At 60.2% G+C, this 20754-nt stretch carries 20 protein-coding genes; 15 read left to right on the top strand and 5 right to left on the bottom strand.

Going from position 1 to position 20754, the window contains the following annotated elements; genetic code table 11:
* Window positions 1-82 precede the first annotated feature (82 nt).
* The 5 genes from D8U69_RS27100 (at window position 83) to D8U69_RS27075 (ending at window position 4332) form a co-directional block, all read left to right on the top strand.
* The gene (locus D8U69_RS27100; RefSeq protein WP_056856284.1) at window positions 83-787 is read left to right on the top strand and encodes a TetR family transcriptional regulator; all 705 of its coding nucleotides are present in this window, start codon (window positions 83-85) and stop codon (window positions 785-787) included.
* A 170-nt stretch (window positions 788-957) separates the two neighbouring features.
* Window positions 958-1512, top strand: a complete 555-nt coding sequence (locus tag D8U69_RS27095) for a hypothetical protein (RefSeq protein ID WP_130908516.1) — start codon at window positions 958-960, stop codon at window positions 1510-1512.
* A 27-nt stretch (window positions 1513-1539) separates the two neighbouring features.
* A complete protein-coding gene (locus tag D8U69_RS27090; RefSeq protein ID WP_056856282.1) occupies window positions 1540-2817 on the top strand; it encodes a flavohemoglobin expression-modulating QEGLA motif protein in 1278 nt (425 codons plus the stop codon).
* Window positions 2818-3091: 274 nt separating this feature from the next.
* A complete protein-coding gene (locus tag D8U69_RS27080) occupies window positions 3092-4006 on the top strand; it encodes an alpha/beta hydrolase (RefSeq protein ID WP_056856281.1) in 915 nt (304 codons plus the stop codon).
* Window positions 4003-4332 carry a hypothetical protein gene (locus D8U69_RS27075; protein WP_056856280.1) on the top strand — a complete coding sequence of 110 codons (330 nt, stop codon included), beginning with the start codon at window positions 4003-4005 and terminating at the stop codon, window positions 4330-4332. The genes D8U69_RS27080 and D8U69_RS27075 overlap by 4 nt, the downstream gene beginning before the upstream one ends.
* A gap of 139 nt (window positions 4333-4471) precedes the next feature.
* Here the strand turns inward: D8U69_RS27075 and D8U69_RS27070 are convergent, their stop codons facing one another.
* The 3 genes from D8U69_RS27070 to D8U69_RS27060 form a co-directional block, all read right to left on the bottom strand.
* Window positions 4472-5269: an OmpA family protein gene (locus tag D8U69_RS27070; RefSeq protein ID WP_056856279.1), complete on the bottom strand. Its 798-nt coding sequence runs from the start codon at window positions 5267-5269 to the stop codon at window positions 4472-4474.
* A 47-nt stretch (window positions 5270-5316) separates the two neighbouring features.
* Window positions 5317-5730 carry a DUF4398 domain-containing protein gene (locus tag D8U69_RS27065; protein ID WP_056856278.1) on the bottom strand — a complete coding sequence of 138 codons (414 nt, stop codon included), beginning with the start codon at window positions 5728-5730 and terminating at the stop codon, window positions 5317-5319.
* Between the two features lie 305 nt (window positions 5731-6035).
* Window positions 6036-6380: a hypothetical protein gene (locus D8U69_RS27060; RefSeq protein ID WP_056856277.1), complete on the bottom strand. Its 345-nt coding sequence runs from the start codon at window positions 6378-6380 to the stop codon at window positions 6036-6038.
* Window positions 6381-6582: 202 nt separating this feature from the next.
* Here D8U69_RS27060 and ppc point away from each other — a divergent pair, with 202 nt between their 5' ends.
* From ppc to D8U69_RS27025, 7 genes are all read left to right on the top strand, one after another.
* Complete coding sequence (gene ppc, locus D8U69_RS27055; RefSeq protein WP_130908515.1) at window positions 6583-9213, top strand: phosphoenolpyruvate carboxylase; 2631 nt, start codon at window positions 6583-6585, stop codon at window positions 9211-9213.
* 288 nt (window positions 9214-9501) lie between these two features.
* A complete protein-coding gene (gene adk, locus D8U69_RS27050) occupies window positions 9502-10149 on the top strand; it encodes an adenylate kinase (RefSeq protein WP_056856275.1) in 648 nt (215 codons plus the stop codon).
* 95 nt (window positions 10150-10244) lie between these two features.
* Window positions 10245-10919 carry a tRNA (adenosine(37)-N6)-threonylcarbamoyltransferase complex dimerization subunit type 1 TsaB gene (tsaB, locus tag D8U69_RS27045; protein WP_056856274.1) on the top strand — a complete coding sequence of 225 codons (675 nt, stop codon included), beginning with the start codon at window positions 10245-10247 and terminating at the stop codon, window positions 10917-10919.
* 274 nt (window positions 10920-11193) lie between these two features.
* On the top strand, window positions 11194-11499 hold the full coding sequence (locus tag D8U69_RS27040; RefSeq protein ID WP_056856273.1) for a hypothetical protein: 306 nt from the start codon (window positions 11194-11196) through the stop codon (window positions 11497-11499).
* Window positions 11499-12359, top strand: a complete 861-nt coding sequence (locus D8U69_RS27035) for a DUF72 domain-containing protein (RefSeq protein ID WP_130908514.1) — start codon at window positions 11499-11501, stop codon at window positions 12357-12359. Before D8U69_RS27040 ends, D8U69_RS27035 begins: the two co-directional genes overlap by 1 nt.
* A gap of 35 nt (window positions 12360-12394) precedes the next feature.
* Window positions 12395-13216: an isocitrate lyase/phosphoenolpyruvate mutase family protein gene (locus D8U69_RS27030; protein WP_056856271.1), complete on the top strand. Its 822-nt coding sequence runs from the start codon at window positions 12395-12397 to the stop codon at window positions 13214-13216.
* 2 nt (window positions 13217-13218) lie between these two features.
* Window positions 13219-13914: an extensin family protein gene (locus tag D8U69_RS27025; protein WP_130908513.1), complete on the top strand. Its 696-nt coding sequence runs from the start codon at window positions 13219-13221 to the stop codon at window positions 13912-13914.
* Window positions 13915-13929: 15 nt separating this feature from the next.
* On the opposite strand, the gene D8U69_RS27020 is transcribed toward D8U69_RS27025, so the two are convergent.
* Window positions 13930-14550, bottom strand: coding sequence for a hypothetical protein (locus D8U69_RS27020; RefSeq protein WP_056856269.1), 621 nt, complete (start codon window positions 14548-14550; stop codon window positions 13930-13932).
* Window positions 14551-14646: 96 nt separating this feature from the next.
* Between D8U69_RS27020 and D8U69_RS27015 the strand changes: the two genes are divergently transcribed.
* Complete coding sequence (locus D8U69_RS27015; RefSeq protein ID WP_177336602.1) at window positions 14647-15426, top strand: class I SAM-dependent methyltransferase; 780 nt, start codon at window positions 14647-14649, stop codon at window positions 15424-15426.
* Between the two features lie 126 nt (window positions 15427-15552).
* On the opposite strand, the gene D8U69_RS27010 is transcribed toward D8U69_RS27015, so the two are convergent.
* A complete protein-coding gene (locus D8U69_RS27010) occupies window positions 15553-16188 on the bottom strand; it encodes a TetR/AcrR family transcriptional regulator (protein WP_130906384.1) in 636 nt (211 codons plus the stop codon).
* Window positions 16189-16281: 93 nt separating this feature from the next.
* On the opposite strand from D8U69_RS27010, the gene D8U69_RS27005 reads away from it, so the two are divergent.
* Both D8U69_RS27005 and D8U69_RS27000 read left to right on the top strand, forming a co-directional pair.
* Window positions 16282-17382 (top strand): efflux RND transporter periplasmic adaptor subunit, encoded by a 1101-nt coding sequence (locus tag D8U69_RS27005; RefSeq protein ID WP_056856266.1) that lies wholly within the window; start codon window positions 16282-16284, stop codon window positions 17380-17382.
* Window positions 17383-17388: 6 nt separating this feature from the next.
* Window positions 17389-20454 (top strand): efflux RND transporter permease subunit, encoded by a 3066-nt coding sequence (locus D8U69_RS27000; protein WP_130908512.1) that lies wholly within the window; start codon window positions 17389-17391, stop codon window positions 20452-20454.
* Window positions 20455-20754 lie beyond the last annotated feature (300 nt).

Genomic DNA, 20754 nt, shown 5'->3' with positions numbered 1-20754 from the left:
GGTTTTTTATTGCCTGTCTGGTACAAACGTATCAAATGGTTACTTTTGAAGTGAAAGAGGAGTTCCTGTCGTGAACGGTGCAATGGCTCAAGAAGGTGCGGCGGGTGTCGCCACAGCGGTCGCTGAGAGTGTCCAGTACCAGGGGCGCAAGGCCAGCCGACAGGGCAGCGAACAGCGTCGACAGGACATTCTCGATGCCGCGATGCGCATTGTCGTGCGTGATGGCGTGCGGGCGGTAAGGCACCGTGCAGTGGCCGCCGAGGCGCAAGTGCCGCTGTCGGCAACCACTTACTATTTCAAGGATATCGATGACCTGCTTACCGATACCTTCGCTCAATACGTCGAACGCAGCGCGGCGTACATGGCCAAGCTGTGGGTCAACAACGAAGGCCTGTTGCGCGACATGATCGCCAGCGGTGACGGCAGTCCACAGGCGCGCTCGAAACTGGCGGACGACATTGCGCGATTGATGACCGACTATGTCCACCGGCAACTGGTGACGCGTCGTGAGCATTTGATGGCCGAACAGGCGTTCCGCCAGGAAGCGTTGTTGAACCCGCGTCTGGCTGTGCTGGTGCGCTCGCATCAGCAGATACTGTTGCAGGGGTCTTGCCAGCTTTTCCAGGTATTGGGTTCGCGCGAGCCACAACAGGATGCCAAAGTGTTGACGTCTATAATCGGACGGATGGAATATCAGGGCCTGCTCAACGAGGCTGAGCCGGTCGCCGAAGAGGAAATGCTCGGCATACTTACGCGTTATATGCATTTGGTGCTGGCATCGGTATAAATCCCGCGCCGTCACTAAACCCTGTACCGATCGTTCCCACGCTCTGCGTGGGAATGCCGCCGGGACGCTCCGCGCCCCTTGTCGGTGTGACGCTGGGCGTCACTGGATGCGTTCCCACGCAGACCGTGGGAACGATCAGCAAAGCGGTTTGATCATCAAGGGAGTGTTGAATGAAAGCCTGGCGTGTCGTTGTGATCGCCTTGTCGTTCCTGTTGCTCAGTGGCTGTCTGGTGACTTTCAAGGAACCATTGCCCACCGGCGAACCTGCGCCCAAAGGGTTGCTCGGCAAATGGACCAGCACTAACGCCTGGGGGGAACCGGTCAATCTGGAACTGACGCGCGTCGGCGACAATCGCTATCAGGCAGTCAGTTACTTCCGGGCCAAACCCAGGGAGCGCGAGGCCTACCCGTTCACGGTGTCGCGCCATGGCAATCGCTGGTATTTCTCGGCGAAGGTACCGGCGCAGTTTGGAGGCAACTTCACCGTGGGCGGGTTTGAACTCACCGACAAGCACGAACTGGTGGTGTACAACCTCGACCTTGAACAGATCCAACAGACGATGGGGCAGAACGTCCTGAGCGGCCAGCGTTTTCAAACCGACGACGGCGATGGCGTGCTGATCGACAACAGCATGGACCAGGTGTCCGCCTGGCTCGACGATCCGGCCAACTCCGATGTATTCGTCGAAGTGGTGCGCTATCAGCGTCAGGCCAAAACCAGATAAACCCAGCATTTTCTACAGGAGTTTCGGGTGGACGATTACCAGCAGTCGATACGCATTTTGTCCGATCGCATTGTGCTGGCGCAGACGCCGATCCGCGTCCTCGACGCGGTCAAGTGGGACGAGAATATTCGCAAGGGCTTCCTCAAGGCCAAAGGCAAGGAAATGCCAGCGGTGGACCGCGACTACTACCTCAATCGGCCACTGGCGTTCGACTCCAGCAAGGTAAAGCTGGAATTCCAGAACATCGAGCGCGACATCACCCGTCAGCTCGGCCAGTTCAACCCGGTCGGCCAGATCATGCGCCGCATGTGCAAGGAGTACCGCATGGTGGTGCGCATGCTCGAAGCGCGCGGCACCGAGGATTTCGGCCTGATTTCCCAGGAGTTGTATGGCGCGGCATCCGATGCGTTCCACGCCGGTGACCCGACGCTGTCTGACCTGGGCATGATGTTGTCCGAATACCTGAACAATATTGACGGCCGTGGCGATCTGAAGGATGAACCCAAGACCCTGACCGCCAAAGAAGCCGTGCACCTGCTGCAAACCCGCTTGAACAGGGTATTTGGCGAGGCCGAGGAAACCATCCGCGTGTTCGAGTCCGACGGCATCGTCGCCGACGCGGCGGCGGGCGCCGACTACATCAAGATCCGCACCGACGCGATGTTCAACGAGCGTGACGTGCGCGCCCTGGAAGTCCACGAAGGGCTGGTGCACGTCGGCACCACGCTCAACGGCCTGAACCAGCCGATCTGCACCTTTCTGTCGAAGGGTCCGCCCTCCTCGACGGTGACCCAGGAAGGCTTGGCGATCCTGATGGAAATCATCACCTTCGCCTCCTACCCGAGCCGCCTGCGCAAACTGACCAACCGCACCCGTGCGATCCACATGGTGGAGGAGGGCGCGGATTTCCTGCAGGTGTTCGAGTTCTTCCGCGAACAAGGTTTTGAAATGCCCGAGAGCTACAGCAACGCCAGTCGCGTTTTCCGTGGCTCGGTACCGACAGGTCTGCCATTTACCAAAGACTTGTCCTACCTCAAGGGCTTCATCATGATTTACAACTACATTCAGTTGGCCGTGCGCAAAGGCAAGCTTGAGCAGATCCCGCTGTTGTTTTGTGGCAAGACCACGCTGGAAGACATGCGCACCTTGCGCCAGTTGGTCGATGAAGGCCTGGTAGTGCCGCCCAAGTATTTGCCGGAACAGTTCCGTGACATGAACGCATTGTCGGCATGGATGTGCTTCTCGAACTTCCTCAACCACCTGAGCCTGGACCGGATCGAGGCGGATTATTCCAACATTTTATAAGGCTGGTGAATAACCCTGTGGGAGCGGGCTTGCCCGCGATGGCGGCATAACATTCAGCATGAATGTTGACAGTGACATTGCTATCGCGGGCAAGCCCGCTCCCACAGGTTGATCATTTGCCTGAGAGTCTTTATCTCTGATCGTTCCCACGCTCCGCGTGGGAATGCCGCCATGGACGCTCCGCGTCCACTGTGACGCAGAGCGTCACGGTATGCATTCCCACGCAGAGCGTGGGAACGATCTTGATCAACCTAATTTTGCGAGGTTTCACCGGATGAGAATCCTCGGCACCCTCTGCCTTCTCCTGTCCCTGAGCGGTTGCAGTTCGCTGCTGTTCTACCCCGAACCCGGCCAGTTGTTCACCCCGGAAAAAGCCAAACTCCAATACCGCGAAGTCACCTTGGTCACCGCCGATGGCCTGAAGCTGAATGCCTGGTGGCTACCGGCGAAACAGGGGGTCGAGGTCAAGGGCACGGTGCTGCACCTGCACGGCAACGGCGGCAATTTGCCGATGCATCTTGGCGGCAGTTATTGGTTGCCCGAGCAGGGTTATCAAGTGCTGCTGTTGGACTATCGCGGTTATGGGTTGTCCGAAGGCAAACCGAGTCTGCCGGCGATCTACCAGGACATCGATGCCGCGTTCAAGTGGCTCGATCAGGCACCCGAGGTCAAAGGCAAGCCAGTGATTCTGCTCGGCCAGAGCCTCGGGGGGGCAATGGCGGTTCACTACCTGGTTCAGCACCCGCAGCGGCAGAAACAGCTCAAGGCATTTGTGCTGGACGGTGTGCCCGCCAGCTACCGCAGTGTCGGTCAGTTTGCGTTGAGTCATTCGTGGGTGTTCTGGACATTCCAGGTGCCGCTGTCCTGGCTGGTGCCGGACGGTGACAGCGCCATCAACTCCATGGCCCAGCTCAATGGCGTACCGAAACTGATCTACCACAGCATTGATGATCCGATCGTGCCTCTTTCCAACGGCATCCGACTGTATCAAGCTGCGCCGCCGCCGCGCGTGCTGCAATTGACCCGCGGTGGGCACGTGCAGACATTCGCCGACCCGGTCTGGCGCACCGTCATGTTGCGCTATCTGGACGATCCGCAACATTTCAACGGCCTGCGCCGCCTGGGTGAAATACCCAATTACCCGGCACCCTCGAATTCCCCCGCCGAACCATCAGAGAACCCGCAATGAGTGAAGAACGTAACGCCATCCCGCTGATCATCACCGGTATCTGCAGCATCCTCGGCACCGTCGGCGCCCTGTGGTGGTACGGCTACCTGCACTTCGCCAAGCCCGAGGATGCGTTGCTGCTCAATGAGTTCACCATGCTCAAGACCGTGCCGGGCGAAGACTACAAAGTCTCCCTGGAACCGGCCGCGCAAGTGGCGCAGTGCATCGATGGCGTGCTGGTGTTGTTCGACACCGAACAGAAAGGCCTGACCGGCGTGCTGGTCAACGACCGCAAGAAAGCGGTGCGTTGCATGGGCCAGGAAACCCCGCAGAAGCTGGAACAATAAACCGATTTTCACAGGCAACACAGAACCAATGTGGGAGCCAGCCTGCTGGCGATTGCGATTGAACATTCAACAGTGATGTTGACTGATCCACCGCTATCGCCAGCAGGCTGGCTCCCACAGGTTTTTGTGTGCTGACAACTTACTGGGTGTTAGAGCTCACCGCCGAACGCGGAATCACCGGTTGGTTATCGTTGGAGATCGTCACTTCTACCCGACGGTTTTGCGCCCGGCCCGAGGTGCTGGTGTTATCCGCCACCGGGTATTCCTTGCCGTAACCCTGGGCAACGATGCGGGTTGGATCAACGCCCATCTTCACCAGCGCCATGCGCACGGAGTTGGCGCGACGTTCCGACAGCGACTGGTTATGCGAGGCAGTCCCGGTGCTGTCGGTGTAGCCCTCGACGATCACTTTGCGATCAGGGTTTTCCTGGAGGTACTGCGCCAGTTTGTTGATGTTCATCAGGCCGTTGGATTTCAGCTCGGCCTTGTCGGTAGCGAACAGCACATCACCGAATGTCACCAAGGTGCCGCGATCGGTCTGTTTGGCGTTGAGGCTGTCCTGCAACTGTTTGATCTGCTGATCGCGAGCGTCGAGACGGGCCTGGGCGCGTTGTGCCGAAGCATTTTTCAGATTGGCTTCGGCGGTGCGCAGGGCAATGGTCTGTTTGGCGACTTCAACCCGCTGGTTGGTCAAATAGGCCAACTGATCGACCTTGGCCTGATCTTCCTTGTCCAGGTAAGCCTTGTCGGCCTTGTCCAGGTAATCACTGGCTTCCTTGGTTTCCAGTGCGGCGACTTTGCTCGCCTGCGGGTTGGCTTGCAGGCCGGAATAATTGGTGCGGGCCTGTTCAAGGTTGGCATTTGGCGGCGTGGAGCAGGCAGCCAGGGCAACGCTTGCGGCCAGCAGAGCAGGGAGCATCAAATGTTTGGAATTCATAGTGGTATCGTCCTTTTGATCGTCTGAGAGATAGTCATGTCGCGCCGTTACTGGACGGTGCGCTGACTTTCCTGACGCAGTTCCTGAACCCCTTTTTGAGAGTCCTTTACAGTCTGTTCGGCTTTCATCGCCTGGGCTTTGCGCTCGGCTACGCGGGCATCCCACTCAGCCTGTTCAGCCAGGACTTTCGCCTGATCGTACTGTTTGTCGTGCATGGCGATTTCAGCTTGCTTGAGCTTGTCCTGGGCAGCCTTCATTTCCACCGCAGCAAATTCGGTACCGCCCGCGCTGACGGCGTCTTTGACTGCAGACTCGCTGACGGCGAATTGCTCGGACGGTGGGTTGCCGGCGCAACCGGCCAGCACAAGGCTGCTGCCGATGGCCAGGGCAGCCATCTTCAGGCCATGCAGTGGGGTAAACGAGGATTTGCCAGTTCTGGTTTTCATAATCTTCAACTCCATTGGACTACTTCCTGAACAACGTGAACATCCATCCTGGGCAGGGAGCCGAACCGTCATTTTCGGGTCGTTTTGAAACGGCCGTCCCAGGCGTGGTTACTTGGGTTGACCCGAGGCGTTTTTTGAAAGTTCAGAGAAATTTAGCCAGCTATCGAAAAAAACGTGATCGGCTTGGCAGGGGCTTAAAGCAAAAAATGTGTGAGCGAGCCTGCTCGCGATAGCGCTGTATCAGTCGACATTGAAGTTGAATGTCAGTCAGCTATCGCGAGCAGGCTCGCTCCCACAGGGGGGATGTGCGGAGGAGGGAATCAGTGTTTCTGCTTGTCGTTGCCAGCTGACAAATCGTGCAGATGGCGCCTGGACAGCGCAAGAAAACGCGGAGTCGGGCCGATGTCTTCGTACAGCGGGTCACCTTCTTCGTCGGTGGCGACCACTGTCGAGCCCTTCACATACGGGAAGCTCTTTTCGAGTTCTTCAAGTGCGGCGCCGATCAACTCGCCGAGCAACTCTTCGGGATGCCGCTTGGGGTACATCTCGGTAATCGCCGCCAGGCGTGCGGCGGCCTCTACGTCCAGGTGAATCGTGTAGCCGGTCTTGGTCAGGCGACCCTTGGCGTTTTCTTCCCAATGCTGGGCAAGTTCACGGATTTTCATAATCACCTCGTTGCGCGCCTGCTCGTGGCAGGCCGGGGGAGTATCCGGCGTTGGCCGGCGACAGCCGTTGTACGGCGTACTGTTCAGACTAGCTTCATCGCACAAGGTTTAAAGGTCCTTCGTCGTCTTGCTTGTAAGAAGACGTCTGGAGCGGCACTCTTGGATTTACTGGCCGCCCGGATTCTTTGCTGGAGAACTGCTGATGACCGATATCGATGCACGCTTGCGCGAGGACGTTCACCTGTTGGGTGAGCTGTTGGGCAATACCATTCGTGAACAGTACGGGGACGGCTTTCTCGACAAGATCGAGCAGATCCGCAAAGGCGCCAAGGCTGACCGTCGCGGTTCGATGGACGCCGAGCTGAGCGCCAGCCTCAATCAATTGACCGAAGCTGAATTGCTGCCGGTGGCGCGGGCGTTCAACCAGTTCCTCAACCTGGCCAACATCGCCGAGCAATACCAGTTGATTCATCGTCGCGAAGAATCCCAACAGGCACCGTTCGAGTCACGGGTACTGCCGGAACTGCTCGCGCGCCTGCGAGACGAAGGGCATGGCGCCGAGTCATTGGCCCGGCAACTTGGTCGACTGGAAATCGAACTGGTGTTGACCGCGCACCCGACCGAAGTCGCGCGCCGCACACTGATCCAGAAATACGACGCGATTGCCGCTCAACTGGCCGCCCAGGACCACCGCGACCTGACCAGCGCCGAGCGCGAGCAGATCAGGACGACGTTGCAACGCCTGATCGCCGAAGCCTGGCACACCGAAGAAATACGCCGTACACGCCCGACGCCGGTCGATGAAGCCAAATGGGGCTTTGCAGTGATCGAGCATTCGCTGTGGCAGGCGATTCCGAATTACCTGCGCAAGGCCGATCAGGCACTGCATGCCGCCACTGGCCTGCGTTTGCCGCTGGAGGCTGCGCCGATCCGCTTTGCTTCGTGGATGGGCGGCGACCGTGACGGCAACCCGAACGTGACGGCAGCGGTGACCCGTGAAGTGCTCCTGCTGGCACGCTGGATGGCCGCCGATCTGTACCTGCGCGATATCGATCATCTTGCGGCCGAACTGTCGATGCAGCAGGCCAGTGACGAACTGAAGGCCAAGGCTGGCGACAGTGCCGAACCGTATCGAGCTGTACTCAAACAACTGCGAGAACGCCTGCGCGCTACCCGCAATTGGGCTCACACTGCGTTGACTACGCCGACACCTGCTTCGGCCGACGTACTGCAAGACAACCGCGACCTGCTTGATCCTCTAGAGCTTTGCTATCACTCGCTGCATGAGTGCGGCATGGGCGTAATCGCCGACGGCCCGCTGCTCGATTGCCTGCGCCGGGCGGTGACGTTCGGCCTGTTCCTGGTGCGGCTGGATGTGCGCCAGGACTCGTCGCGCCATAGCGCGGCCATGAGCGAAATCACCGATTACCTCGGCTTGGGCCGCTACGAGGATTGGAGCGAGGAAGAACGCATCACGTTCCTGACCCGCGAACTGAACAACCGACGGCCCTTGCTGCCGGCCCACTACAAACCGTCCGCCGACACCGCCGAAGTGCTGGCGACCTGCCGGGAAATCGCCGCCGCGCCACAAGCTTCCCTTGGTTCCTACGTCATCTCCATGGCCGGTGCGGCTTCCGATGTGCTGACGGTTCAGTTGCTGCTCAAAGAATCCGGCGTGTTGCGGCCGATGCGCGTGGTGCCGTTGTTCGAAACCCTGGCCGACCTCGACAACGCCGGCCCGGTGATTGAAAAACTGTTGTTGCTGCCGGGTTATCGCTCGCGTCTGCAAGGGCCGCAGGAAGTGATGATCGGCTACTCCGACTCGGCCAAGGATGCCGGTACCACCGCAGCAGCGTGGGCGCAGTATCGGGCGCAGGAGCGTCTGGTGGATATCTGCCGCGAGCAGCAGGTGGAACTGCTGTTGTTCCACGGTCGCGGTGGCACCGTGGGCCGTGGCGGCGGCCCGGCGCATGCGGCGATTCTGTCGCAACCACCGGGGTCGGTGGCGGGGCGTTTCCGTACCACCGAGCAAGGGGAAATGATTCGTTTCAAATTCGGCCTGCCGGACATCGCCGAACAGAACCTCAATCTGTATCTGGCGGCGGTACTCGAAGCGACGTTGTTGCCACCGCCGCCGCCCACGCCCGAGTGGCGCCACTTGATGGACGAACTGGCTGCCGACGGGGTCCGTGCGTACCGCGCCGTGGTGCGGGAAAACCCGCAGTTCGTCGAGTACTTCCGCCAATCGACCCCGGAACAGGAATTGGGACGCTTGCCACTGGGCAGTCGCCCGGCCAAGCGTCGTGCCGGCGGGATCGAAAGCCTGCGCGCAATCCCGTGGATCTTCGGCTGGACCCAGACGCGCCTGATGTTGCCGGCCTGGCTCGGCTGGGAAGCGGCGCTGAGCAAGGCGCTGGAGCGCGGCGAAGGCGAACTGCTGGGGCAGATGCGCGAGCAATGGCCTTTCTTCCGCACCCGCATCGATATGCTGGAAATGGTCCTGGCCAAGGCCGACGCCGATATCGCGCAATCCTACGATCAGCGTCTGGTCGAACCGGATCTGCTGCCGTTGGGCGCGCACTTACGCGACCTATTGTCGCAGGCGTGCTCGATCGTGCTCGGGCTGACCGGTCAGTCGCAGCTACTGGCACATAGCCCAGCCACCCTCGAATTCATTCGCCTGCGCAACACTTACCTCGACCCGCTTCATCTATTGCAGGCCGAGTTGCTGGCCCGTTCGCGGCAACAGGATGTGGCACAGGACAGCCCGGTGGAACAGGCGTTGCTGGTGTCTGTGGCGGGGATTGCCGCTGGTTTGCGCAATACCGGCTAAAGTTTTTGTCGTTGGATGAGGCGTCCGGAGCATGTGCCGGATGCCGTCCGAGGGCGCGGATAAAAGTGCTGCCAAGCGACAGTTAATGTTGGGGTTGCGACGAGGGAAACCGCGTCCAAAGGTCGTAGCCGACGCGGGTTTCTCCGACTTTTGGCGGCTTGTGTGGTCGCAGCCTGCTGTGTATCTTGATCAGCCTTTGGCCGTTTGGGCGGTCACGACCCTATTTTTGAGATTGGCCCCACGAGGCGAATCTGACGTTATCCATATAAAAAATTGAGGAGCACATCGATGCGCGTCATTCTGCTGGGAGCTCCCGGGGCCGGTAAAGGTACTCAGGCTAAGTTCATCACCGAAAAATTCGGCATTCCGCAAATTTCCACCGGCGACATGTTGCGTGCTGCGGTCAAGGCCGGCACCGAACTGGGCATCAAGGCCAAGAGCATCATGGATGCCGGCGGCCTGGTTTCCGATGACCTGATCATCGCGCTGGTCAAGGACCGTATCTCCCAGGCTGATTGCGCCAACGGTTTCCTGTTCGACGGTTTCCCGCGCACCATTCCTCAGGCTGAAGCCTTGGTGACTGCCGGCGTCGAGCTGGACGCTGTGGTCGAGATCGCCGTTGAAGACGAAGAAATCGTCCAGCGCATTGCCGGTCGTCGTGTCCACGAAGCCAGCGGCCGCGTGTATCACATCGTCTACAACCCGCCGAAAATTGCCGGCAAAGACGACATCACCGGCGAAGAGCTGGTTCAGCGCAAGGACGACACCGAAGAAACCGTGCGTCATCGCCTGTCGGTCTACCATTCGCAGACCAAGCCGCTGGTGGATTTCTACCAGAAACTGTCTGCTGCCAATGGCAAGCCGAAGTACAGCCATATCGAAGGCGTCGGTTCGGTAGAAGCAATCACCGCCAAGGTTCTTGCTGCCCTGAGCTGAAAACTCTGAACCGTTGCATCATCCACGGCCCGCTTGCGGGCCGTAGTTGTTTATACTGACGCACTTTTTTCTGACCACTTGTTACGGAAACATCGATGAGCACCTTGCTGGCCCTGGACACCGCGACTGAAGCTTGCTCCGTTGCCTTGCTGCATGACGGCAAAGTGACGAGCCATTACGAGGTGATCCCGCGTCTGCACGCGCAGAAATTGCTGCCGATGATCCAGCAGTTGCTGGCCGACGCCGGCACCACCCTGCAAGCAGTCGATGCCATTGCGTTCGGTCGCGGGCCGGGCGCTTTCACTGGCGTGCGCATTGCCATCGGTGTGGTGCAGGGGCTGGCGTTCGCACTGGATCGCCCGGTGTTGCCGGTATCGAACCTCGCCGTGCTGGCCCAGCGCGCTTACCGCGAACATGGCGCCAGCCAGGTTGCGGCGGCCATCGATGCACGCATGGATGAAGTGTATTGGGGTTGCTATCGCGAAACGGCGGGGGAGATGCGCCTGGTTGGCGCAGAAGCGGTATTGCCGCCCGAGTCAGCCGCATTGCCGGGTGATGCCAGTGGCGAATGGTTCGGCGCCGGCACCGGTTGGGGTTATGGCGAGCGGATTGCGGTCAACCTGAGCGGTCAGGATGCGGGCATGTTGCCTCATGCAGAAGATTTGCTGACCCTGGCGCGATTTGCCTGGGAGCGTGGTGAAGCGATTGTGGCCGACAAGGCGCAGCCAGTTTATCTGCGCGACAAAGTGGCGACGCCCAAGGCGCGTTAATCAGGTTTTATTGTGGCGAGGGAGCTTGCTCCCGCTCGGCTGCGCAGCAGTCGTAAAACCAGCCAACGCGATTCAACCGACCGCAATCGGGGCCGCTTCGCAGCCCAGCGGGAACTTGCTCCCTTGCCACATCTTGTTCCAACTTGGCCAATCGTCGTTTTCTAACCGCAGCTTTTAAACCTTTTGCTTTTTATGTGTTCTAGTTATCACTCGGCGGTTTGCGAAGCGGGCTATGCGCCACTAAACTGCCATCACTGATACCGAGCATGCACTTATGCGTATAGACGGCATTTCCTCTCAGTCCTACCCCATCAAGCGCAAGCCTCGCAAAGGCCATGTGGTGGAGGACGAGTCCGTCGAAATCGACGGCGAGCCGGAGTTTGCGTCTGAAGAGCAACTGGCTGCGCGAGCCGCCAAGTCCGCTGCGCAACGCCTTAGCAATCTTCCCGCCCGTCAGCAGGACATGCTCTACCACCGTGCGATGAGCAAAAGTGTGGCGATGGCTTTGGCCAGCTACCTCAGCACCGCCGGGTTCGTCGATTGGGATGCGGAAGTGCTGGGTCTCGACCTGTACATCTGATGTTGCTGCCTTACTACCTCGGCTGCCCCTCCTGGAGTGAAAACGCCTGGCGCGAATACCTGTATCCGCCTGACGCCAAACCCGCCGATTTTCTTGATCTGTATTGCCAGGTGTTCAACGCCGTGGAAGGTAATACGACGTTCTACGCGAGCCCCGCTGCCGGCACCGTGCAGCGCTGGGCCGAGGCCATGCCCGAGCACTTTCGCTTCACCGCCAAATTCCCCGGCGACATCAGCCATGGCGGTGACCTGCGCGACCAACTGACCGCTGTCGAAACCTTCACCCGATTGCTCAGCCCGCTGGGTCAGCGGGTGTCGCCGCTGTGGCTGCAATTGTCGAAAAGCTTCACCCCGCAACGCTTGCCCGAGCTGGCTGCATTCATTGACGCGTTGGAGCGGCCGTTGGCGGTGGAAGTGCGGCATGACGATTTTTTCGCCAAGGGTGACAGCGAACGGATGCTCAACCGCCTGTTGCTGGATCGCGGCGTTGAACGCATCTGCCTCGACCCGCGCGCATTGTTCAGCTGCACCTCGATCGATCCTTCGGTGCTTCACGCGCAATCGAAAAAACCGCGTGTTCCACCTCGCCCGGCAGCGTTCACGCAATTTCCGCAGGTGCGTTTCATCGGTCATCCAGAGCTTGAGGCCAACGACCCGTTTCTATTGCCGTGGGTGGAAAAAATTGCCCTGTGGATTGAAGAGGGGCGCACGCCGTATATTTTCCTGCACACCGCCGACAATCTGCTGGCGGCTAAACTGGCCCAGCGTTTTCACCGTCGCCTGATGCTGCGATTACCTGGCTTGCCGGCGCTGCCTGAGCTATACAGGAAACCCGCCGCCGAGCAACTTGGCTTGCTCTGAAGGCGGATTCGTTCGCCTTCTTCAGGAGCCTGCCAATGGATGCGCAAACCCTTCGAGCCCAAGCGTTCAAAGCCTTGCACGAACGCAGCAGCGCTTTCGTTATTCCCAACCCGTGGGATGCCGGATCGGCAAAAATGCTCGCCAGCCTGGGCTTCGAGGCGCTGGCGACCACCAGCGCCGGTTACGCTTTTTCCAACGCGCGCCCGGATGGTGGCCTGACCCTGGACGATACCCTCGCCAACGTCAGGGCGATTGTCGGCGCCAGCGATTTGCCGGTCGCGGTCGATCTGGAAAATGGTTTTGCCGATGACCCGGCGGAATGCGCGAAAAGTCTGTTGCGCGCAGCGCAGGCCGGGGCAGTGGGCGGTTCGATTGAAGACTTCACTGGCCGCGAGGACGCTCCGATCTACTGCTTCGAGCATGCCGTCGCGCGCATCGAGGCCGCCGTCGCTGCCGCCCGCAGTCTGCCTTTCCCTTTCATGCTGACCGCCCGGGCCGAGAATTTCCTGCACGGCAATCCGGATCTGGACGACACGATTCGCCGCTTGCAGGCATTCGCGGAGGCCGGGGCCGACGTGTTGTATGCGCCGGGCTTGCGCAGTGCCGACGATGTGCTGGCGGTTGTCCGCGCGGTGGCGCCGAAACCGGTCAATGTATTGATGTCCGGAGGTTTGCAGCTGACGGTGCAGCAATTGAGCGACATGGGCGTCAAGCGCATCAGCGTCGGCTCGGCGCTGGCATTGGCAGCGCTGGGGGAGTTCTATCGCGCCGCCGAAGAGATCAAGACGTCCGGCACCTTCGGGTTCACGTCGCGCTCCATGCCGTACGCCCAGGCCAATCAGTTGTTCAAAGGCTGAGCATGGGCAGCGGGCGCTGGATGCTGCTGGTTCTGTTGATCATTGGCGGTGGGGTGCTCAGCATCTGGCGCGGTTGGCTGGAAATACCGCCGCAATGGAACCCCTGGGCACCCCTGGACGTGAAGGCTGCACCGAACCTGCTGACCCGCTACAAACTGATGCGCCTGCGCGATGATCCGCAACTCTGCGCGCAAGCCCTGAGCAGTTCCGGTCTGCGCGTGACCCCGCAAGCCGACAGCCCCGACGCCCAATGCCCACTCAGCAATGCCTTGCGCGTACAGGGCGGTGATGTTGCCCTGAGCAGCAGTTTCCTCGCCAGTTGCCGCCTGGCCGTGTCGTTCGCGCTGTTCGAACATCATGCCCTGCAACCCGCGGCGCAGGCGGTCTATGGGCAAGCGGTGGCGCGGGTCGACCATCTCGGCAGCTTTGCCTGTCGCAATGTCTACAGCCGCGAGAATGGCCGGCGTAGTCAACACGCGTCGGCCAATGCGCTGGACATCGCCGGTTTTCGCCTGGCCGATGGTCGAACCATTAGCGTGCTCAAGGATTGGCCCAAGGACAATCAGGATGCGCAGTTTCTAAGACAAGTCCGCGATGGCGCCTGCGGCTTGTTCAGTGTGGTGTTGGGTCCGGATTACAACGCCGCGCATCGCAATCACTTTCATGTCGATGTCGGGCCGTGGTGGGTTTGTCGCTGAAGCGGACGTTGAGGCTCAGGCGGCGAGGCGCAGGTTCTGCAGGATGATCGGGCGCGCCCAACCATTATCGAAATCGAGTTGTTTCTGTTGCTCCAGCAACTCTTCCGGGGAGAACGGCGGGAACGGCTTGTCCAGCAGGTCCAGTTCGAACTCGGCAATCGGCAGGTGCAGTGGACGCGGTTGCGGCGCGGGGCCGGCTTCCGGCAATGGCTGGCCGGCGGTCAGCACAAGCGGGCGCACCCAGCCGCTTTCGAAATCCTGTTGTTTCTGCTGGGCGACGATTTCTTGCGCCGGGAACGGTGGGAACGGCTTGTCGGCCAGGTCCATTTCGAACTCGGCAATCGGCAGGAAGAGTGGCTCGGGCGGGCGAATCTCGTTGTCCTGCACATCGCATTCGCGCTGGGCAACGATGTGCGCCAGCAGATCGCTGCCAACGGTGGGTTCAACCGGGCTGTCGAGATCGACCGGTGGAAAGTTCAGCGATTTGGGCAGCACTTCACCCGACTGTTCGGCCAGCGCCCGGGCAAAGAAATCCTGCCAGATGTGGCTGACGCCGCTCAGTGCCTGGGTATTTCGCAGGTTGTAGTCGCCGTAGGGCGAGATAAAACCTGTGATTGTCGGTTGAATGTCTGACATTTCTCTCGGTCGACGCTCAGCTCTGGCAAAATGCTCGATAGTTTTGTTATCGGCCGTTTTTGCCGATCATTAATTTTTTGAGCGTGTTTTCCGATGATTGATCAACCCGCGGCGTGCCGCATCCATGTCGAGGCGTTGGACGCAGCCTTCGAACCCCAGGCCGAGCAATGGGCCGAGCGCCTGGGCCTGCCGCTGCAAGTGGCTGATGGCGAGTTTGCATTGCAGGTGGGTGACATGGGCTTGCAGCTGCAACAGCTGGGGCCGGATGCGCCGGGCCCGGTGCGGGTGGACTTCGTCGAGGGCGGCGCGGCGCATCGCCGGTTGTACGGCGGTGGCAGCGGGCAGATGATCGCCAAGGCTGTCGGCGTGGCCCAGGGCGTGCGCCCGCGGGTGCTGGATGCGACGGCGGGGTTGGGCAAGGATGCGTTCGTGCTGGCCAGCCTCGGTTGCGAGATGAGCCTGATCGAGCGCCAGCCTTTGATTGGCGCCTTGCTGGAGGATGGTCTGGCCCGAGGCGCGGAAGATTTCGATGTGGCGCCGATCGTCGCGCGGATGCGCTTGCTCAAGGGCAACTCGATCGAGGTGATGCGCAATTGGCAGGGCGAGCCGCCGCAGGTGATCTACCTCGACCCGATGTTTCCTCACCGTGAGAAAACCGCGTTGGTGAAGAAGGAAATGCGCCTGTTCCGGCCGCTGGTGGGGGATGACCCGGATGCACCGGCATTGCTCGAGGCCGCGTTGGCGTTGGCCAGCCACCGGGTGGTGGTCAAGCGCCCGCGCAAGGCCCCGTGCATTGAAGGGCCGAAGCCGAGCCATGCGCTGGATGGCAAATCCAGTCGGTATGACATTTATCCGAAGAAGGCGCTCAAGCCGTAAGTTGAAGCTGATCGTTCCCACGCTCTGCGTGGGAATGCAGCCCGGGACGCTCCGCGTCCCATTCGAGAGCTGGAACGCGGAGCGTCCCTTGAGGCGTTCCCACGCAGAGCGTGGGAACGATCACCGCTAGGGCCGATAAGCCCGCATAAACAACCCCACCACTTCCTGCACATGGCTTTCGGCTTCATCGCCAACCAGCGGCTCGCCACAACCATAAAGCAAACGAAAATTCCCCGCGCCCTTGAGCAGGCAGAAGAAATGTTCCGCCGCGTTGTGCGGTTTGTCGATGCTCAGCACGCCGCTTTCATTGATCTTGCTCAACAGGCGCTCCATACCGTGCAGCATGCGCTGCGGTCCGGCCTCGAAGAAGATCTGCGAGAGCTTCGGGTCCTGACTGCCCAGGGTCATCATCAAGCGGTGCAGGTTCACTGACTCGTCACTGTTGATCAATTGATGAAAACCGCGCGCGATGTTCAGCAGCACGGTTTCCACTGCCACGCCTTCGGGCAATTCGAAAAACAGCGTCGGCAGTTGCTCCTCACACTTGGCCATCACGGCAGCGGAGAACAGCGTCTCCTTGTCGTTGAAATGGCTGTAGACCGTCAGCTTTGACACCCCGGCCTCGGCAGCGACGGCATCCATGCTGGTGTTGGCATAACCCTTGGTCAGAAACAGCGTCTTCGCTGCATCGAGGATCGCCTGGCGCTTGGCCAAATCCTTGGGGCGGCCCGGGCCATTGGGTGCTGAAAGATTGTTCGGCATATGCGCTTTTATTACTGGACTGGTGAGTTTGCTATTAATAACATACTCGCCAGTATAATTATTCCAAGCACCATTAGCGAAAGGTCCTTCACCATGTTCCGCTATGCCTTGCCCCTCGCACTGCCAGTTACCCTGGCGTTTTTATTGACTGCGTGTGGTCACGAAGAGGCGCCGCAAGTCAGCGTTCGCCCGGCCATGGTGGTTCAGCCAGAGCCTTCGACGCAGTCGATGGAAAGCTATCCCGGGGAAGTGCGTGCCCGCTATGAGCCGGATCTGGCATTCCGCATCGGCGGTAAAGTCAGCCGACGACTGGTCGATGAGGGGCAGCGCGTCAAGGCCGATCAACCGCTGGCCGAACTCGATCCCCAGGACGTGCGCCTGCAATTGGAGGCCACCCGCGCCCAGGTAGCCGCCGCCGAAGCCAATCTGAGCATGGTGCGCGCTGAACGTGATCGCTATAAAACGCTGATGGAGCGTCAGCTGGTCAGCCGTTCGCAATACGACAATCACGAAAACCTTTACCGTTCCGGTGAAGCGCGTCTCAAACAAATCAAAGCCGAATTCAACGTTTCGACCAATCAGGCCAGTTACGCGGTGCTGCGTGCGCCACAGGATGGCGTGGTAGCCAAACGCGCCGTGGAAGTGGGGCAAGTGGTGGCCGCTGGGCAAACGGTGTTTACCCTGGCGACCGATGGCGAGCGTGAAGTCCTGATCAGCCTGCCGGAACAAAGCTTCGGCCGCTTCAAGGTCGGCCAGCCGGTAGCTGTGGAACTGTGGACGCATCCGGACCAGCGCTTCGCCGGGCATATCCGCGAATTGTCGCCGGCCGCTGATCCCAAGTCCCGCACCTTCGCCGCGCGCATCGCGTTCAACACCGGCAAGGTGCCGGTGGAACTCGGCCAGAGTGCTCGCGTGTTTGTCCAGGCTGCCCAAGCCGCACCGTTGTCTGTGCCGCTGTCGGCGTTGACCGCAGAAGGCGGCGTGACCTACGTCTGGGTCGTCAGCGCCAACAACACTTTGAAGCGCACCCCGGTGCGGGTGGGTGCCTTCGGCGAGAAAACCGTCCCGGTGCTCGAAGGACTCAACGCCAGCGACTGGGTGGTGGCCGCGGGCGTCCATGTGCTGCTCGACGGGCAACAAGTACGCCCGGTGGATCGCTCCAACCGCGTGGTCAATCTGGCGCACAAGGAGTAATCCCCGATGGGTTTCAATCTTTCCGCCTGGGCGCTGCGCAATCGCCAGATCGTCCTGTTTCTGATGCTGTTGCTGGCGATCGTCGGGGCACTGTCCTACACCAAACTCGGCCAGAGCGAAGACCCGCCGTTCACGTTCAAGGCCATGGTGATTCGTACCAACTGGCCAGGTGCAACGGCGCAGGAAGTCTCGCGCCAGGTCACCGAACGCATTGAAAAGAAGCTGATGGAAACCGGCGAATACGAACGCATCGTCTCGTTCTCCCGCCCGGGCGAATCCCAGGTGACGTTCATTGCCCGCGACTCCATGCATTCGGTGGACATCCCGGAACTCTGGTATCAGGTGCGCAAGAAGGTCAGCGACATCCGCCATACCTTGCCGCCGGGAATTCAAGGGCCGTTTTTCAACGATGAATTCGGCACCACCTTCGGCAATATCTACGCATTGACCGGCGATGGTTTCGATTATGCCGTGCTCAAGGACTACGCCGACCGCATCCAGATCCAGCTGCAACGGGTCAAGGACGTGGGCAAAGTCGAGCTGCTGGGGTTGCAGGACGAAAAGATCTGGATCGAACTTTCCAACGTCAAACTCGCCACCCTCGGCTTGCCGTTGGCAGCGGTGCAGCAAGCCCTTGAAGAACAGAACGCGGTGTCCACGGCCGGCTTCTTCGAAACCACTAGCGAGCGATTGCAGTTACGGGTCTCGGGCAATTTTCAGACAGTCGATGAGATAAAAAGCTTTCCGATTCGCGTCGGTGATCGCACTTTCCGTATCTCCGATGTGGCCGACGTGCGCCGTGGTTTCAACGATCCACCGGCGCCGCGCATGCGCTTCATGGCCGAGAACGCGATTGGTCTTGCGGTAGCGATGAAGGACGGCGGCGACATCCTGGTGCTGGGCAAGGCGCTGGAAATCGAGTTCGATCGTATCCAGAAAAACCTCCCTGCCGGGATGCAGTTGCGCAAGGTTTCCGATCAGCCCGCCGCCGTAAAAACCGGTGTCGGCGAGTTCGTTCAAGTGCTGGTGGAAGCGCTGGCCATTGTGCTTCTGGTGAGCTTTTTCTCCCTTGGCGTGCGCACCGGCATGGTGGTGGCGCTGGCGATTCCGCTGGTGTTGGCGATGACCTTCGCCTGCATGTATTACCTGGGCATCGGTCTGCACAAGATTTCCCTCGGGGCATTGGTGCTGGCCCTGGGATTGTTGGTCGACGACGCGATCATCGCCGTGGAAATGATGGCGATCAAAATGGAACAGGGTTTCGACCGGATCAAAGCCGCGAGCTACGCCTGGACCAGCACCGCGTTCCCGATGCTCACGGGCACGCTGATCACCGCAGCCGGTTTCCTGCCGATTGCCACGGCGCAGTCGGGCACCGGCGAATACACCCGCTCGATCTTCGAGGTGGTGACCATCGCCCTGTTGGCATCGTGGGTGGCGGCGGTATTGTTTGTGCCTTTTCTTGGGGAAAAACTCCTGCCGGACCTGGCGAAAATTCATGCAGCCAAACACGGTTCCGGCCAACCCGATCCTTACGCTACGCCGTTTTATCAGCGTGTTCGGCGCCTGGTGGAATGGTGCGTGCGCTGGCGTAAAACGGTGATCACCGCGACCGTGGTGTTGTTCATTGCCTCCATCGTGCTGTTTCGCTTCGTGCCGCAACAGTTCTTCCCGGCATCCGGGCGTCTGGAATTGATGGTCGACCTGAAGCTGGCCGAAGGGGCTTCCCTGAGCAACACTGCCGATGAAGTCAAACGCCTCGAAGCACTGCTCAAGGACAAAGCCGGGATCGACAATTACGTTGCCTACGTCGGCACCGGTTCACCGCGCTTCTACCTGCCGCTGGATCAGCAACTGCCTGCGGCGAGCTTCGCCCAGTTTGTGGTGTTGGCGAAAACCATCGAGGAGCGCGAAAGCCTGCGCACCTGGTTGATTGCAACGCTCAACGAACAATTCCCGGCCCTGCGCTCGCGGGTGACCCGTCTGGAAAACGGCCCTCCGGTCGGTTATCCGGTGCAGTTCCGGGTCACGGGTGAGCACATCGAGGAAGTCCGGGCGCTGGCGCGCAAAGTCGCGACCAAGGTTCGCGAGAACCCGCACGTGGCCAATGTGCACCTGGATTGGGAAGAACCGAGCAAAGTCGTCTATCTGAACATCGATCAGGACCGCGCTCGGGCGCTGGGCGTGAGCACGGCAAACTTGTCGAGGTTCCTGCAGAGTTCGCTCACCGGCTCCAGTGTCAGCCAGTACCGCGAAGACAACGAATTGATCGAGATCCTGTTGCGCGGCACCCTGCATGAACGCACCGAGTTGTCGCTGCTGCCAAGCCTGGCGGTGCCGACCGACAACGGTCGCAGCGTGGCGCTTTCACAGATTGCGACGCTGGAATACGGCTTCGAGGAGGGTGTGATCTGGCATCGCAATCGTCTGCCGAACGTCACCGTTCGTGCCGATATCTATGGCAAGGAGCAGCCGGCGACACTCGTCCAGCAGATCATGCCAACGCTCGATCCGATTCGCGCTGAGTTGCCCGATGGCTATTTGCTGGATGTGGGCGGCACGGTCGAGGATTCCGCCCGTGGGCAGAACTCGGTGAAGGCGGGCGTGCCGCTGTTCATCGTGGTGGTGTTGACCTTGCTGATGCTGCAGTTGCGCAGCTTCTCCCGTACGGTGATGGTGTTTCTCACGGCACCGTTGGGGCTGATCGGGGTGACGCTGTTCCTGATGGTGTTCCGCCAGCCGTTCGGGTTTGTGGCGATGCTCGGGACCATCGCCTTGTCCGGGATGATCATGCGTAACTCGGTGATTCTGGTCGATCAGATCGAGCAGGATATCGCTGCCGGGCTCAAGCCTTGGCAGGCGATCATCGAGGCGACGGTGCGGCGGTTCCGGCCGATTGTGCTGACGGCGCTGGCGGCGGTGTTGGCGATGATTCCGTTGTCGCGCAGTGTGTTTTTCGGGCCGATGGCGGTGGCGATCATGGGGGGGTTGATTGTGGCGACGGCGTTGACGTTGCTGTTTTTGCCGGCGCTTTATGCGGCTTGGTTTCGGGTTAAGAAAGAGTCCGTATGACTTGGCGGCCTTTGGGCCGACCAGGCTGTGGGTTGTTTTTGGTGTATATCCGTTGCTTCGGTAACGGCCACTTATGGTTCCGCTTTTACAGCGGGTTACTTTGAAAAGCGGAACGCCGCCCGGCGCAAAGTAACCAAACGCTCTTGCCCCTGTCGTTCGGTGCCTCGCCTAGGCTCGGCATGCCCTCGCTCCGGTCCTGCTCCGTGGGCCCGCCGCCATCGGCCATCCATGGCCGGGGGCGGCTAACCCGGCATCCATGCCGGGTTGCCCACTACGCAGAACCTCCACTCGGCCTCTCGA

The sequence above is a fragment of the Pseudomonas sp. Sample_16 genome (assembly GCF_004307665.1).
Classification (GTDB): Bacteria; Pseudomonadota; Gammaproteobacteria; order Pseudomonadales; family Pseudomonadaceae; genus Aquipseudomonas.
This window is presented reverse-complemented; position numbering and strand designations above follow the sequence as displayed.

What these genes read in the sequence shown, in the direction of transcription:
- D8U69_RS27065 (WP_056856278.1), bottom strand. Translation starts at nt 5,730, where the DNA reads ATGGAGTTGAAGATTATGAAAACCAGAACTGGCAAATCCTCGTTTACC.
- adk (WP_056856275.1), top strand. Translation starts at nt 9,502, where the DNA reads ATGCGCGTCATTCTGCTGGGAGCTCCCGGGGCCGGTAAAGGTACTCAG.
- D8U69_RS27060 (WP_056856277.1), bottom strand. Translation starts at nt 6,380, where the DNA reads ATGAAAATCCGTGAACTTGCCCAGCATTGGGAAGAAAACGCCAAGGGT.
- D8U69_RS27030 (WP_056856271.1), top strand. Translation starts at nt 12,395, where the DNA reads ATGGATGCGCAAACCCTTCGAGCCCAAGCGTTCAAAGCCTTGCACGAA.
- D8U69_RS27035 (WP_130908514.1), top strand. Translation starts at nt 11,499, where the DNA reads ATGTTGCTGCCTTACTACCTCGGCTGCCCCTCCTGGAGTGAAAACGCC.
- D8U69_RS27080 (WP_056856281.1), top strand. Translation starts at nt 3,092, where the DNA reads ATGAGAATCCTCGGCACCCTCTGCCTTCTCCTGTCCCTGAGCGGTTGC.
- D8U69_RS27010 (WP_130906384.1), bottom strand. Translation starts at nt 16,188, where the DNA reads ATGCCGAACAATCTTTCAGCACCCAATGGCCCGGGCCGCCCCAAGGAT.
- D8U69_RS27005 (WP_056856266.1), top strand. Translation starts at nt 16,282, where the DNA reads ATGTTCCGCTATGCCTTGCCCCTCGCACTGCCAGTTACCCTGGCGTTT.
- tsaB (WP_056856274.1), top strand. Translation starts at nt 10,245, where the DNA reads ATGAGCACCTTGCTGGCCCTGGACACCGCGACTGAAGCTTGCTCCGTT.
- ppc (WP_130908515.1), top strand. Translation starts at nt 6,583, where the DNA reads ATGACCGATATCGATGCACGCTTGCGCGAGGACGTTCACCTGTTGGGT.
- D8U69_RS27000 (WP_130908512.1), top strand. Translation starts at nt 17,389, where the DNA reads ATGGGTTTCAATCTTTCCGCCTGGGCGCTGCGCAATCGCCAGATCGTC.
- D8U69_RS27040 (WP_056856273.1), top strand. Translation starts at nt 11,194, where the DNA reads ATGCGTATAGACGGCATTTCCTCTCAGTCCTACCCCATCAAGCGCAAG.
- D8U69_RS27070 (WP_056856279.1), bottom strand. Translation starts at nt 5,269, where the DNA reads ATGAATTCCAAACATTTGATGCTCCCTGCTCTGCTGGCCGCAAGCGTT.
- D8U69_RS27075 (WP_056856280.1), top strand. Translation starts at nt 4,003, where the DNA reads ATGAGTGAAGAACGTAACGCCATCCCGCTGATCATCACCGGTATCTGC.
- D8U69_RS27025 (WP_130908513.1), top strand. Translation starts at nt 13,219, where the DNA reads ATGGGCAGCGGGCGCTGGATGCTGCTGGTTCTGTTGATCATTGGCGGT.
- D8U69_RS27020 (WP_056856269.1), bottom strand. Translation starts at nt 14,550, where the DNA reads ATGTCAGACATTCAACCGACAATCACAGGTTTTATCTCGCCCTACGGC.
- D8U69_RS27095 (WP_130908516.1), top strand. Translation starts at nt 958, where the DNA reads ATGAAAGCCTGGCGTGTCGTTGTGATCGCCTTGTCGTTCCTGTTGCTC.
- D8U69_RS27100 (WP_056856284.1), top strand. Translation starts at nt 83, where the DNA reads ATGGCTCAAGAAGGTGCGGCGGGTGTCGCCACAGCGGTCGCTGAGAGT.